The organism is Elioraea rosea (assembly GCF_007644105.1).
GTDB classification, from domain to species: Bacteria; Pseudomonadota; Alphaproteobacteria; order Acetobacterales; family Acetobacteraceae; genus Elioraea_A; species Elioraea_A rosea.
In genome coordinates this window covers 54,613-66,819 of sequence record NZ_VFAC01000001.1, presented here as the reverse complement: position 1 = coordinate 66,819, position 12,207 = coordinate 54,613, and the positions used below count along the sequence as shown (strand labels likewise).

Here is a 12,207-nt window from a genome sequence, read left to right as displayed (position 1 = left end):
ATGCGTTTTCCCGCCCGTTATGCGCCGGTCCTGTTCGGGCTCCTCCTGTCAGGGCTGATGAGCTTCATCGTCTCTGGCATCGCAACCCTCAATGCGCTCGGTGCGGTGCGGGAGATGCCGACGGCATGGATGTCGTCCTGGTCCGTCGCGTGGGCGATCGCTTTCCCGACCGTCCTCGTCGTCGCGCCGCTGGTGCGCAGGATCGTGTCCGCCATCACCGAGCCCGCGCACGGGCGTGGCATCTGAAGGAGCATAGGATGGCCGAGCCGATTGCCGAGCCTGCCCTCGACACCCTGTTCCGCGACGCGCGCACGCAGAACGGCTGGCGCGACACGCCGGTGGCGAAGGAGATGCTGGTTCGCCTCTACGACCTCGTGAAGTGGGGGCCGACCTCAGCAAACATTCAGCCGATGCGCGTCAAGTTCCTCACCTCCCGCGAGGCGAAGGAGAAGCTCAAGCCGCATCTGAGCGCCGGCAACGCCGACAAGACCATGACGGCGCCCGTGGTCGCAATCATCGGTTACGACCTCGAGTTCTACGAGCACCTGCCGCGCATCTTCCCGCACAACCAGACGGCCAAGAGCTGGTTCGAGGGCAAGCCCGATCACATCCAGGCCACCGCCTTCCGCAACGGCTCGCTCCAGGGCGGCTACTTCATCCTCGCCGCCCGGGCCGTGGGCCTCGATTGCGGGCCGATGTCGGGCTTCGATGCCGCAGGCGTCGACGCCGCGTTCTGGGCCGGCACGAAGGTCAAGACGAACTTCCTCTGCAGCCTCGGCCATGGCGACCCGGCGAAGATCTTCCCGCGCTCGCCGCGCTTCGCGTTCGACGAGGTGTGCGAAATCCTCTGACCCGGGTCGGCCCGGCCGGGCTTGAGCCGGCGTGGGTCGCGTGCCAGCATCCCGGCCGGAAACGCTCTGGCAACGACACGGAGCGGCACTGAGGAGGGGTCAGGAATGCCGGGATGCGCGCACGCGCGGCGTGGCCGATGAAGGTCACCGCCGTCAGGACCCACATAGTTTCCTGCCCGGTCGACAGGCCGTTCACCTCGGCGCGGGGCTGGCTCTACACCACGCGCGCCTCGTGCCTCGTCGAGATCGAGACCGATGAAGGCATCACCGGCTGGGGCGAGTGCTACGGGCCAGCCGCCGCGCTGAAGGCCGTCGTCGACACGATGCTCGCCCCGCGCGTTGTGGGGCGCGACCCCTTCGATACCTCCGTGGTGTGGGAAGATCTCTACAACCGCGTGAAGGATTATGGCCTCACTGGCCTCTCCGTCGCCGGCATAAGCGGCATCGACATCGCGCTGTGGGACGTCGTCGGCCGTGCGCTCGGCCGGCCCATCCACAAGCTGATTGGCGGCGCGCACCGCAAGGAGGTCACCGCCTACGCGACCGGCCTCTACTTCATCGACCAGGACAGGCTCGTCGAGGAGGCCGTCGAGGAGGCGGAGAAATACGCGGCCCAGGGCTTCCGCGCGATCAAGATGAAGATCGGGCTCGGCGACCTGAAGCTCGATGCCCGCCGCGTCGCCGCTGTGCGCGAGGCGATCGGGCCCGACATCGCGCTCGCCGTCGATGCCAATCACTGCTTCTCCGTTCCGAACGCGATACGGCTCGGGCGGATGATCGAGCAGTCCGACCTGATGTGGTTCGAGGAACCGATCAGCCCCGAGGACCACGAGGGCTACGTGGAGGTCACGCGCGCGCTCGACATGGCGGTCGCGGGCGGTGAGAACGACTTCACCCGCTGGGGCTTCCGCGACATCGTGGCGAAGAAGGCGATGGACATCGTCCAGCCCGATCTCTGCGCCGCGGGCGGGTTCAGCGAATGCCTGAAGATCGCAGCACTCGCCTCGGCCCATGGCGTGGAATGCGTGCCCCATGCCTGGGGCAGCGCGATCGGGCTTGCCGCCACGGTGCAGTTCATCGCAGCGCTGGCTGACCAGCCTCCCGCCTGGCGGTCGATGCCGCCGATGCTCGAGTTCGAGCAGACGCCGAATCCGCTCCGCGATCATCTCGCGAGGGAGCCGATCGTGCAGCACAACGGAATCGTCGCCGTTCCCGACGCGCCGGGAATCGGCATCGAGGTCGATCGCGACGTGCTCGCGAAATACAAGGTCGCCTGAGATGGGGAAACCCATCGTCCTGCTGACCGACCCGATCGCGCGCGAAGGCATCGAGGTGCTCGAGCGCGCGGGCTGCGACGTCCGCCTCGCCGGGGATCGTTCCCAGCCGGGGCTCCGCGGCGCTTGCGCGGCGGCCGATGCCGTGATCGTGCGCTCCTGGCTTCCCGAGGACGCGTTCGACGATGCCTCGCGGATGCTCGTCGCCGTCCGTCATGGTGCCGGCGTCGACATGATCCCGCTTCCACCCGCGACGCGGAACGGCGTGCTCGCGAGCCGGGTTCCGGCTGTGACTGCCCCGGCGGTGGCTGAGTTCGCGGTCGGCCAGATGCTGTGCGCGGCGCGCAGCCTGCATGCGCTTGATCTTGCGCTGCGCACGGAGGGGTGGGACAAGGCGCGCGCGCGCACCGATTCGGCGATGGAACTCGGCGGCCGAACGCTCGGTCTCGTCGGCGTCGGCGATATCGGGACGCATCTCGCGCGGATCGCCCATCATGGCTTCGGCATGAACGTCGTCGGCTTCCGGCGCGACGCGACGAAGCTGCCGGCCCATGTCGGCTTCGCCGCCCTGCCGGAGCTGTTCTCCACGTCAGACTACATCGTCGTCGCCTGCCCATTGACTGACGAGACGCGCGGCCTTGTCGGTGCATCTCTGATCGCGCGGATGAAGCCCACGGCCTGGCTGATCAACGTCGCGCGCGGTCCTATCATCCACGAGGCAGCGCTTGTCGCGGCCCTCAGCGAGAAGCGCATCGGCGGTGCGGCGCTCGACGTGTTCGCGACGCAGCCGCTCGCGCCTGACCATCCGCTGCTGTCGCTGCCGAACGTGGTGTTGACGCCGCATGCCGCCGGCATCTCGCGCGAGAGCAGGGTCATGCTTGCGGTACGCTCGGCCGAGGAGGTGGTGCGCGTGCTGCGCGGCGAACGGCCCGTCGCGCTCGTCAATCCCGAGGCGCTGCCCGCGCACAACGCGCGCCGCGCCGCGCTCGGGCTTGGAGCCATTGCATGAAGATCACGTCCGTCCGCGCGACCTGGTGCCACGTGCCGATCCCATACGAGAGGCAGCACGTTTCGGATTTCGGGCGCGTCACCTCGTTCGACAGCGTGATCGTGCGCATCGAGACCGATGCGGGCCACACGGGCTGGGGCGAGGCGAAGGCCGGCGTGGGCAGTGCCGCGGCCTGCGCAGGCCTTGCCGCGATCATCAACGATGACTACGCGCCGCTGCTTTTGGGGCAGGACCCGCGCGACATCTCGCGGCTGTGGGACGTGATGTACAACACCCCGCGCGAGGGCTACGCGGTCGCGCGCGGCCATGCCCTGCCGCAGCTCGGCCGGCGCGGCCTCTCGATCAGCGCCATTGCGGGTGTCGACATCGCCCTGTGGGACATTCTCGGCAAGTCCCTCGCCGTTCCGGTGTGGCGGCTGCTCGGCGGGCGGCGCGCGGAGAGGATGCCCGCCTATGCCTCTGGCGGCTGGGCCGATGCAGGCGCGATCGGCGCGCAGCTCAAGGGCTATGTCGAGAAGGGCGGGTTCCGCGCGGTGAAGATGCGCGTCGGCGTGATGGACGGCACGGTCGCCAACTCGGCCGCCCGCGTGAAGGCCGCCCGCGCCGGGATCGGCCCCGGGATCGGGCTCGCGGCCGATGCGCATGGCACCTGGACCGTTGCGGAGGCGAAGGCCTTCGCGCGCATGGTCGAGGAGTGCGACCTGATGTGGTTCGAGGAGCCCGTCTCGGCGGACGACAAGGCGGGCATGGCGGAGGTACGCCGTTCCTCCGCGGTGCCGATCAGCGCGGGCGAGAGCGAGTTCACCCGGCACGATTTCCGCGAGATCTGCGAGCTGCGCGCCGCCGATGTGCTGCAGCCCGATCTCGCCATCGCAGGCGGCATCACCGAGGCGGTGCGCATCGGCGCGCTGGCCTCGGCCTACAATGTCCGCCTCGCGCCTCATCTCTGGTCGGGCGCGCCGGCCTTCGCGGCGGGGCTGCATGTCGCCGCCTCGAACAGCGCGGGCTTCATCCTCGAGTACAGCCTCGGCCACAACCCGATGCTGCATGAGCTGATCGAGGAGAGCTTCCCGGTCGAGGACGGCCACGTCGAGGTGCCCGACCGGCCGGGCCTCGGCATCACGGTGCGCGAGACATTCCTGCAACAGTACGGACGCGCACGATGAAGATCCGCTCGGTCGAAGCCTTCCCCGTTTCCTTCCCGGTGCCGGAGGGGGCGCGCGTCTCGCTCGGCATCGGCACGGCGATTAAGCGCGATGCGGTGATCGTGAAGGTGACCACGGAGGACGGCATCGTCGGCTGGGGCGAGAGCCATCACGGCCGCGCGCACGGCGCCATAGCGCATCTGATCAACACCTCGCTGCGCACGCTCATCACCGGACTCGATGCGGCGGATGTCGTCGGCGTCTGGGCAAGGATCTACAAGTTCCAGCTCGGCAGCCACGGCATGGGCGCGGGCACCGCGATGGCGATGAGCGGCATCGACATGGCGCTGTGGGACATCCGCGGCAAGGCGGTCGGATGGCCGCTGTACCGGCTTCTTGGCGGCACCTCGAAGGCGATCCCGGCCTATGCGGGGGGCATCGCGCTCGGGTACCAGGAGCCCTCGAAGCTCGTCGACGAGGCGCGGCCGATGATCGATGCGGGGTACCGCGCGCTGAAGCTCCGCGTTGGCGACACGCCCGGGCGCGACATCGCGCGGATCGAGGCGGTGCGGAAGGCCTTCGGCGACGAGATCGCTCTGCTGACCGATGCCAATACCGGCTACACGATCGCCGATGCGCGCGCCGCGATGCCCGCGATGCAGCGCCTCGGCGTCGGCTGGCTCGAGGAGCCGTTCCCGGCGCATGACCACCGCACCTATGCAGAGGCGAAGGCCTTCTCCACGACGCCGCTTGCCGCGGGCGAGAACCACTACACGCGCTTCGAGTTCCACCGCGTGATCGAGGACCGGGTGCTGACGATCCTCCAGCCCGATCTCTCGAAGGCAGGAGGTGTCACGGAAGTGATGCGCATCGCGGCGATGGCGAGCGCCTGGAAACTCCCCATCCATCCGCACAGTTCGATGACTGGGCTCAACCAGGCGGCGTCGATCCACCTGCTCTGCGCGATCGACAATGGTGGCTATTTCGAGGCGGACCTATCGCGCGGCAACCATTTCCGCGACACGCTCGTTTCCACGCCGTGGCAGATCGGCCAGGATGGTTACGTGCGCCCGCTCGAGGGGCCGGGCCTTGGGCTCGAGGTGGACGAGGAGTTCATCCGCCGGCATCCGGCAATCGAAGGGCCGGGCTACGTGTAACGTGTCGAGGACGAGGAAAGGGAGGCATAACGATGCATCGTCGTACCATCCTGGGCGGGGCCGGCGCGGCCCTGATCGCTGCGCGCGCGAAGCCTGCCTACGCGGCCTTTCCCGAGCGTGACATCCGCATCCTCTGCGGCTTCGCCGCCGGCGGCACCGCCGACCTCCTGAGCCGGCTCATCGGCGAGTTCGTCGCGCCGAACTTCGGACAGAACGTCGTCGTCGAAACGCGCACCGGCGCATCGGGGATGATCGCTGCAGACACGGTGGCGAAGGCCGCGCCGGACGGGCACACGGTGAGCCTCGCGACCATGGCGATGCACACCATCCTGCCGGTGATGCCGGGCGTGCGCATGCCGTTCGACGTCGACAACGACCTCACCCCGATCGCCAATGTCGCGAACATCTTCAACATCCTCGTCGCGAGCCCGCAATCGGAGAGCAACTTCAAGACGATCCCCGAACTGATCGCCTACGGCAAGGCGAACCCGGGCAAGCTCACCTACGCCTCGGCCGGCAACGGAACGAGCCAGCACCTCTCGGGCGAGCTCTTCAAGAAGCTCGCCGGCATCGACATGCTGCACGTTCCCTATCGCGGCGGCGCGCCGGCGATCGTCGACATCGCCGCGGGGCGGTGCGACATGATGTTCGGCAACATGCCGGAGTTCCTCGGCCAGATCCGCGGCGGGGGCCTTCGCCCGATCGCCTTCGGCGCACCGAAGCAGAGCCCGCTCTTCCCCGACCTGCCGCTGATCAGCGCCACGCTGCCCGACTTCGTGGTGCGCAACTGGTTCGGGCTCGCCGGGCCGGGCAAGCTCCCCTCCGACATCGTCGCACGCTGGCAGACGGCGCTGCGCCGCATGGAGGCGAACCCCGACTTCAGGAAGCGCATGACCGACAATGGTATGGAGATCATCGTCGGCACGCAGGGCGAATTCCTCGAGACGATTCGCGCCGACCGGGCCAAGTGGCGCGGCGTGATCCTCGAGGCCGGGATCAGGGCGGACTGAGCCGGGGCGAAGCCCGCTTCACAAGGGCGTCCATTTGCTTATTCTCTCCGCCCTTGTGAGGTCGGGAAGGGCTTTTGCATGGTGCCGGAACACATGATCATGGACGCGGCCGCGCTCGATGCGCGTGCCGAGGCCGCAGCGACCCTGCTGAAGACCCTGGCCAACCCCGTGCGTCTCAAGATGCTGTGCGCGATGGTGGGCGGCGAGCAGTCGGTCGGTGCGATCGCCGCCCAGGTCGGCGTGCGCGAGACGGTCGTCAGCCAGCACCTGATGCGGCTCCGCGCCGAAGGGCTGGTGACGTTCCGCCGCCAGGCGACAACGGTGTTCTATGCCCTAGCGGAAGGGCCGGCGCAGGCGGTGCTGCGCACGCTCTACGAGGAGTTCTGCAGCCCCGAGGCCGAGAAGCGCTTCGCGAGGTAGATCCGCGCACCGCCGCGAGGCAGCCCGTCGAGCCGACCCAGTTCGGCGTAGCCGGCCTTGGCATAGAAGCCGGGGGCCTGGAAGCTGAACGTATCGAGATAGACGCCGTCGCAACCGCGCTCCCGCGCCATGGCCTCGGCGCGCGAGAGCAGCGACGAGCCGAGACCGCGGCCACGCTCTTGCCCGGCGACCCAGAGCCATTCCACGCCGAGCCAGCCCCAGGCGAAGCGCCCCTTCAGCCCGGCGACAACCGCGCCTTGGTCATCGCGCGCCACAAGCCACAGCGGCTCGGGCCGGAACGCCATGCCGCTCGCAGCCTCGTTGTAGGCGTTCAGCCCGTCGGCGATGGCCTTCACCGTCGCCTCATCCGGCTCGGCCTCGAGCGTGACGGTTGGGCTCATGCGCCGGGCTTGAAGAGGCCAGGGGCGGAGGCGAGCGCGTCGGGCGTGTCGAAATCGGCGAGCGCTGCCGCGTCCTCGAGCACGACCTCATGCACGCTCTCGGCGTTCTCGCCGAGGAGATGCCGCGCTCCGACATCGCCGGTGATCGCGCGCATCGCCGGGAAGAAGCGCCTGTCCCACAGCACCGGGTTGCCATGCCGGCCGCCGGCGACGGGGACGACGATCAGCCGCCCCTCCTCGGCATCGTAGGCGGAGATCAGGCGCTCGATCAGCGCGGGCGTCACCAGCGGCATGTCGCCGAGGCAGACGAGCACGGCATCGACACGATCGCCGAGCGCATCGAGCCCGACGCGCAGCGAGCTGGAGAGGCCCAGCTCGTGGTCCGGGTTGTGCGCGAAGGCGACGTCGCGGCCCGCGAGCGCGGCACGCACCGCATCCTGCGCATGGCCAGTGACGACGACGACCGGCCGGGCAGGGGAGCCGAGCACGGCATCGGCCACGCGCGCGACCATCGCCACGCCGTCGCGGTCCTCGATCAGGAGCTTGTTGCGCGGGGCCATGCGGCTCGACCGGCCGGCCGCGAGCACGATCGCGCCGATCCGCTTGCCCTGCCGCACTGGTTCGCGCCTCGCCTCGCCCAGCTCGGGCGCGCGTGCGCGTGGCAGCGGGCGCGTCTCGATCTCCTTGAGCAGCCCTCCCGCGCCCATCGCCATGATCTCGTCGCGGCCGACAGGCAGGTCGGCCAGCAGGCGCTGCAGCACCCAGTCGAACCCGTTGAGCTTCGGGCTTCGCGCGCAGCCTGGCAGTACGACGGCGGGGATGTCGCCGAGCCGGCCGAAGCAGAGCAGGTTGCCCGGATCCACCGGCATACCGAAATGGTCGAGCACGCCGCCTGCGACGACGATGCCGGCGGGGCACACGTCGCGCCGGTCCACCACGGCGGACGCGCCGGAAACGAGGAGCACGCGCGCGCCTTCTGCTGCGAGCGCGCGCAGGGCGGCGGCGACCTCGCGCTCGTCATGGCCCACCCGGCGCGCGGGAAGCATCGTCGCTCCGAGCGCCTCGATGCGCGCGCGCGTCACCGCCTCGGTCTTGTCGAAGATGCTCTCCTTCATGCCAGGCAGGCGCGTCATGACGAGGCCGACGGGCCGAGCGGCGAGCGGATGGAGCCTGAGAAGCGGGCCGCCTTCGGCAGCGATCGCCACGGCTGCTGCGACCGCCTCGCCGGGTGCGGCGAAGGGAATGATCTTGATCGTCGCCAGCATGTCGCCGCCTGCGACGAGCGCGAAGGCCGGCACGGTGGCGATGGTGATCGCCTCGTCGACGCGGTTGAGCCTGGCGAGCCGCGCGGCATCGAGGGTGACGACCCCGGATGCCTCGGCGACGAGGTTGACGCGCCCCGTCGCCGCCCGGGTGATCTTCACGTGCCCGGTGCGGCAGGCCTCGGCGATGCGCGCGGCCGCCTCGTCCTCGCCCACATCGCCAGGCTGGAGCCGCGCGGCGACGACACTGTCGATGCCCGCCGCGCGGAGGAGAGAGACATCGTCCGCCGTCAGCCGGCGGCCCTTCTTCAGCGCCTGCCCAGCGAGCTTCAGCGTGTGCGCGAGGATCGCGCCCTCTGCCTCCGCGGTGGGCATCCGCCCGAAGATCATGCGGCCGCACCCTCGGCCTTCTGCTGCACCATCGCCGCGCCGCGCCGCACCGCCACGATCTCGGCGAGGATCGAGAGGGCGATCTCCGGCGCCGTCGCCGCCTCGATCGGCAGCCCGACAGGGCCGCGGATGCGGGCGAGCGCCTCCACGCCGTGGCCAAGCGCGGAGAGCCGGGCGAGCCGCGCCGCATGCGTCTTCCGGCTGCCGAGCGCGCCGATGTAGTAGGCGTCGGACTTCAGCGCACGGTCGAGCGCGGGGTCGTCGAGCTTCGGGTCGTGCGTCAGCGTCACCACCGCGGTGCGGCGGTCGGGCGCGAGCACGTCCATCGCCTCGTCCGGCCATGCGTCGGACACCGTCACCCCGGGGAAGCGCTCGGCGGTGGCGAAGGCGCGGCGGGGATCGATGACGGTGATGCCGAAGCCGAGCGGCAGCGCCATTGGAACGAGCGCCTGCGCGATGTGCACGGCGCCGACGAGCACGAGACGGAGCGGCGGATTGTGCACGTGCAGGAACCACCGCGCGCCCTCGTGCTCGACGGTGCGGCTATCGTCATCGGCGAGTGCACCGAGCGCCTCGCGCACCAGCGCCTCGGGAAGGGCGGCGCCGTGCGTGCCATCCTCGGCCAGGAGCGCCTGGGTGCCGTCATCGAGGCGGGTTGCCAGAACGACGGGACGCTTGGCCGCCCGTGCCGCCTGCAGGGCGGCCAGAAGCGTCGGCGTCATCCGAGCCTCTCGACGAACACGCTCACCTTTCCGCCGCAGGCGAGCCCGACTTCCCAGGCGCGCTCGTTCGTCACGCCGAAGGCGAGGAGCTGCGGCGCGCCGCTCTCCATCACCGCCTTCGCGGCGTCCGCCACCGCGCCTTCGATGCAGCCGCCGGAGACGGAGCCGGCGATGCGGCCCGTCTCGCTCACCGCCATCTGGCTTCCGGCGGGGCGGGGCGAGCTTCCCCAGGTCTCGACCACGGTGGCGACCGCGACGCGCTCGCCCCTGGCAAGCCAGTCGCTCGCCGTGGCGATGATGTCCTCGGCATCGGTGTTGGTGCTCATGCCGCCTTCCTCCAGCTTCGCTGCGGCGCGGGGCCAGACAGGGCGTGAACCAGCGCCTTCAGGCTGTCGATATTGTGCACCGGGCGGAAATCGTCCACGTGCGGCAGGATTGCGCGGATGCCGGCCGCCTTGGGCTCGAACCCGTCCCAGCGCAGCAGCGGGTTCAGCCAGATCAGCCGCCTGCAGGACTTGCGCAGCCGCTCGGCCTCCTCGGCGAGGCCGACGCCGCCGTCGCGGTCGAGCCCGTCGGTGATCAAGAGGACCGTCGCGCCCTGGCCGAGCACGCGGCGCGACCAGTCCCGGTTGAAGCGGTGCAGCGTCTCGCCGATGCGCGTGCCGCCCGACCAGTCCGGCACGAGGTTGGCGACCATCTGGAAGGCCACCTCCGCGTCGCGATGCTTCAGCGCGCGCGTCACGTTCGTCAGCCGCGTGCCGAAGAGGAACACATGCACGCGCGAGCGGTCGTTCGCCACCGCATGCAGGAAGGCGAGAAGCACCGCGGCGTAGCGCGCCATCGAGCCGGAGATGTCGGCAAGCGCCACGAGCGGCGGCGTCCGCACACGCCGCCGCCGCCGGGCGATCTCGACGAGCTCTCCGCCCTCGCGGAGTGACTGGCGCAGGGTGGCGCGCAGATCGGCGCGCGGTCCCATCGGGTCGGGGCGGAAGCGGCGCGTCGGCAGCTCGTCGAACGGCAGGCGAAGGCGTGCGATGGCGGCGCGGGCGGCGCGCACCTCCGCCTCGCTCATCGCCTCGAAATCCATCTTGCGGAGCCGTTCCTCTGCCGAGACGATCATCGCCGCCTCGAACTTCTCCGGCTCCTGCTCGGGCGGCTTCGGCGGGTCCTTCCTCTCGCGCGGCGCCATGGCCTCGGCCGCGCGGCGGCTTCCCGCCTTCGGCTTCTGCGGCTCGGCCGGCTTGCGGGCGCCGTCAAGCACGGCCATCACCGCCTCGGCGATGTTCCGGTCGGGGTTGCGCCAGAACATCGCGAAGGCGGCGTCGAACACCTCATGCTGCTCGCGCCGCGTTGCCATGATTGCACGCAGCGCCGCGCGCACATCAGCCTTCGCGCTGAGATCGATATGCGTCAGCGCTTCCTGCGCCTCGATGATCTGCCCGGGGCCGACGGGGAGCCCGGCGCGGCGAAGCATGCGGCCGAAATGCATCAGGTTCGCCGCGAGCCGGCCGCTTCCCTCGACGCGCGGCAGAGAAGGCTCGGCGGGCGGGAGCATCAGGGTGCGGCCTTCGCCTCCGACACCAGCGCAGCGGCCTCGGCGCCGCGGATGCGCGCGATGTCGTCCTGGTATTTCAGCAGCACGCCGAGCGTCTCGTCGACGCGGGCAGGATCGAGCTCGGTCGCGTCGAGATGGGCGAGCGCGCCGCACCAGTCGATCGTCTCCGCCACCCCCGGCATCTTGAAGAGGTCCATCTGCCGAAGCCGCTGCACGAAGGCGACGACCTGGTGCGAGAGCTTCTCCGGCGCCTGCGGTGCCTTGAGGCGGAGGATCGCGCGCTCGCGCTCCGCATCGGGGAAATCGACCCAATGGTACAGGCAGCGGCGGCGCAGCGCGTCGTGGATCTCGCGCGTGCGGTTGGAGGTGAGGATCACCACCGGCGGCGTTTCGGCGCGGATCGTGCCGAGCTCGGGGATCGTCACCTGGTAGTCGGCCAGGAGCTCGAGCAGGAAGGCCTCGAACGGCTCGTCGGCGCGGTCGAGCTCGTCGATCAGGAGCACGGCCGGGCCGCCCTCCGGCGAGATGGCCTGGAGAAGCGGCCGCTCGATCAGGAAGCGACGATCGAAGATGCCGCGCGCAAGCGTATCCTTGTCGCGCTGGCCGGAGGCCTCGGCGAGGCGGATCTCGAGTAGCTGGCGGGGATAGTTCCAGTCGTACACCGCCGCTGCGAGGTCGAGCCCGTCGTAGCATTGCAGCCGCACGAGCCGGCGCCCAAGCGTTGCGGAGAGAACCTTTGCGATCTCCGTCTTGCCCACGCCTGCCTCGCCCTCGAGGAAGAGCGGGCGATGCATCGTCAGCGCCAGGTGCACGGCAGTGGCGAGCGCACGGTCGGCCACGTAGTCGCCCCGCGCGAGCATCGCCATGGTGGCATCGACGCTCGCGGGCAGGCCGGTCTCGGGTGTCATGGCATCCATCTCGACAGTCTAGGCGGGGCGGGGCCTGCCGTCACCCGAGGGCGCGCCCGAGCCACAGGAAGAGGAGGGTGAGCAGGACGAGCCCCGCCACCCA

The 12,207-nt window shown here is 70.2% G+C and carries 14 protein-coding genes; 8 read left to right on the top strand and 6 right to left on the bottom strand.

Annotated elements, in window-relative coordinates; translation table 11 throughout:
• From FIF60_RS00330 to FIF60_RS00295, 8 genes are all read left to right on the top strand, one after another.
• On the top strand, positions 1 to 246 hold the full coding sequence (locus FIF60_RS00330) for a DUF2798 domain-containing protein (protein WP_144182642.1): 246 nt from the start codon (positions 1 to 3) through the stop codon (positions 244 to 246).
• An 11-nt stretch (positions 247 to 257) separates the two neighbouring features.
• Positions 258 to 851 carry a malonic semialdehyde reductase gene (locus FIF60_RS00325; RefSeq protein ID WP_144182640.1) on the top strand — a complete coding sequence of 198 codons (594 nt, stop codon included), beginning with the start codon at positions 258 to 260 and terminating at the stop codon, positions 849 to 851.
• A gap of 113 nt (positions 852 to 964) precedes the next feature.
• Positions 965 to 2,128, top strand: a complete 1,164-nt coding sequence (locus FIF60_RS00320; protein ID WP_239451420.1) for a mandelate racemase/muconate lactonizing enzyme family protein — start codon at positions 965 to 967, stop codon at positions 2,126 to 2,128.
• Between the two features lies 1 nt (position 2,129).
• The gene (locus FIF60_RS00315) at positions 2,130 to 3,134 is read left to right on the top strand and encodes a hydroxyacid dehydrogenase (RefSeq protein WP_144182638.1); all 1,005 of its coding nucleotides are present in this window, start codon (positions 2,130 to 2,132) and stop codon (positions 3,132 to 3,134) included.
• Positions 3,131 to 4,300 (top strand): mandelate racemase/muconate lactonizing enzyme family protein, encoded by a 1,170-nt coding sequence (locus FIF60_RS00310; protein WP_144182636.1) that lies wholly within the window; start codon positions 3,131 to 3,133, stop codon positions 4,298 to 4,300. The genes FIF60_RS00315 and FIF60_RS00310 overlap by 4 nt, the downstream gene beginning before the upstream one ends.
• Entirely contained in the window at positions 4,297 to 5,436 is a 1,140-nt protein-coding gene (locus tag FIF60_RS00305) for a mandelate racemase/muconate lactonizing enzyme family protein (protein WP_144182634.1), read from the top strand. Before FIF60_RS00310 ends, FIF60_RS00305 begins: the two co-directional genes overlap by 4 nt.
• Before the next feature lie 32 nt (positions 5,437 to 5,468).
• Entirely contained in the window at positions 5,469 to 6,446 is a 978-nt protein-coding gene (locus FIF60_RS00300; protein WP_144182632.1) for a Bug family tripartite tricarboxylate transporter substrate binding protein, read from the top strand.
• Positions 6,447 to 6,524: 78 nt separating this feature from the next.
• Positions 6,525 to 6,866, top strand: coding sequence for an ArsR/SmtB family transcription factor (locus FIF60_RS00295; protein WP_239451419.1), 342 nt, complete (start codon positions 6,525 to 6,527; stop codon positions 6,864 to 6,866).
• Here the strand turns inward: FIF60_RS00295 and FIF60_RS00290 are convergent.
• Genes FIF60_RS00290 through FIF60_RS00265 form a run of 6 tightly spaced genes read right to left on the bottom strand, consistent with a single transcriptional unit; the run spans position 6,818 to position 12,104 of the window.
• The gene (locus FIF60_RS00290; RefSeq protein ID WP_144182630.1) at positions 6,818 to 7,267 is read right to left on the bottom strand and encodes a GNAT family N-acetyltransferase; all 450 of its coding nucleotides are present in this window, start codon (positions 7,265 to 7,267) and stop codon (positions 6,818 to 6,820) included. The two genes, FIF60_RS00295 and FIF60_RS00290, sit on opposite strands and share 49 nt — an antisense overlap.
• A complete protein-coding gene (locus tag FIF60_RS00285; protein WP_144182628.1) occupies positions 7,264 to 8,919 on the bottom strand; it encodes an NTP transferase domain-containing protein in 1,656 nt (551 codons plus the stop codon). The genes FIF60_RS00290 and FIF60_RS00285 overlap by 4 nt, the downstream gene beginning before the upstream one ends.
• Positions 8,916 to 9,641, bottom strand: coding sequence for an XdhC family protein (locus FIF60_RS00280; RefSeq protein ID WP_144182627.1), 726 nt, complete (start codon positions 9,639 to 9,641; stop codon positions 8,916 to 8,918). Before FIF60_RS00280 ends, FIF60_RS00285 begins: the two co-directional genes overlap by 4 nt.
• The gene (locus FIF60_RS00275) at positions 9,638 to 9,967 is read right to left on the bottom strand and encodes an XdhC family protein (RefSeq protein ID WP_144182625.1); all 330 of its coding nucleotides are present in this window, start codon (positions 9,965 to 9,967) and stop codon (positions 9,638 to 9,640) included. Before FIF60_RS00275 ends, FIF60_RS00280 begins: the two co-directional genes overlap by 4 nt.
• Positions 9,964 to 11,196: a vWA domain-containing protein gene (locus tag FIF60_RS00270; RefSeq protein ID WP_144182623.1), complete on the bottom strand. Its 1,233-nt coding sequence runs from the start codon at positions 11,194 to 11,196 to the stop codon at positions 9,964 to 9,966. Before FIF60_RS00270 ends, FIF60_RS00275 begins: the two co-directional genes overlap by 4 nt.
• A complete protein-coding gene (locus tag FIF60_RS00265) occupies positions 11,196 to 12,104 on the bottom strand; it encodes an AAA family ATPase (protein WP_144182620.1) in 909 nt (302 codons plus the stop codon). The genes FIF60_RS00270 and FIF60_RS00265 overlap by 1 nt, the downstream gene beginning before the upstream one ends.
• Positions 12,105 to 12,207 lie beyond the last annotated feature (103 nt).

Coding starts and splice junctions, on each gene's coding strand:
- FIF60_RS00290 (WP_144182630.1), bottom strand. CDS start 7,267: ATGAGCCCAACCGTCACGCTCGAGGCCGAGCCGGATGAGGCGACGGTG.
- FIF60_RS00295 (WP_239451419.1), top strand. CDS start 6,525: ATGGTGCCGGAACACATGATCATGGACGCGGCCGCGCTCGATGCGCGT.
- FIF60_RS00315 (WP_144182638.1), top strand. CDS start 2,130: ATGGGGAAACCCATCGTCCTGCTGACCGACCCGATCGCGCGCGAAGGC.
- FIF60_RS00305 (WP_144182634.1), top strand. CDS start 4,297: ATGAAGATCCGCTCGGTCGAAGCCTTCCCCGTTTCCTTCCCGGTGCCG.
- FIF60_RS00275 (WP_144182625.1), bottom strand. CDS start 9,967: ATGAGCACCAACACCGATGCCGAGGACATCATCGCCACGGCGAGCGAC.
- FIF60_RS00320 (WP_239451420.1), top strand. CDS start 965: ATGCGCGCACGCGCGGCGTGGCCGATGAAGGTCACCGCCGTCAGGACC.
- FIF60_RS00310 (WP_144182636.1), top strand. CDS start 3,131: ATGAAGATCACGTCCGTCCGCGCGACCTGGTGCCACGTGCCGATCCCA.
- FIF60_RS00285 (WP_144182628.1), bottom strand. CDS start 8,919: ATGATCTTCGGGCGGATGCCCACCGCGGAGGCAGAGGGCGCGATCCTC.
- FIF60_RS00300 (WP_144182632.1), top strand. CDS start 5,469: ATGCATCGTCGTACCATCCTGGGCGGGGCCGGCGCGGCCCTGATCGCT.
- FIF60_RS00280 (WP_144182627.1), bottom strand. CDS start 9,641: ATGACGCCGACGCTTCTGGCCGCCCTGCAGGCGGCACGGGCGGCCAAG.
- FIF60_RS00325 (WP_144182640.1), top strand. CDS start 258: ATGGCCGAGCCGATTGCCGAGCCTGCCCTCGACACCCTGTTCCGCGAC.
- FIF60_RS00330 (WP_144182642.1), top strand. CDS start 1: ATGCGTTTTCCCGCCCGTTATGCGCCGGTCCTGTTCGGGCTCCTCCTG.
- FIF60_RS00265 (WP_144182620.1), bottom strand. CDS start 12,104: ATGACACCCGAGACCGGCCTGCCCGCGAGCGTCGATGCCACCATGGCG.
- FIF60_RS00270 (WP_144182623.1), bottom strand. CDS start 11,196: ATGCTCCCGCCCGCCGAGCCTTCTCTGCCGCGCGTCGAGGGAAGCGGC.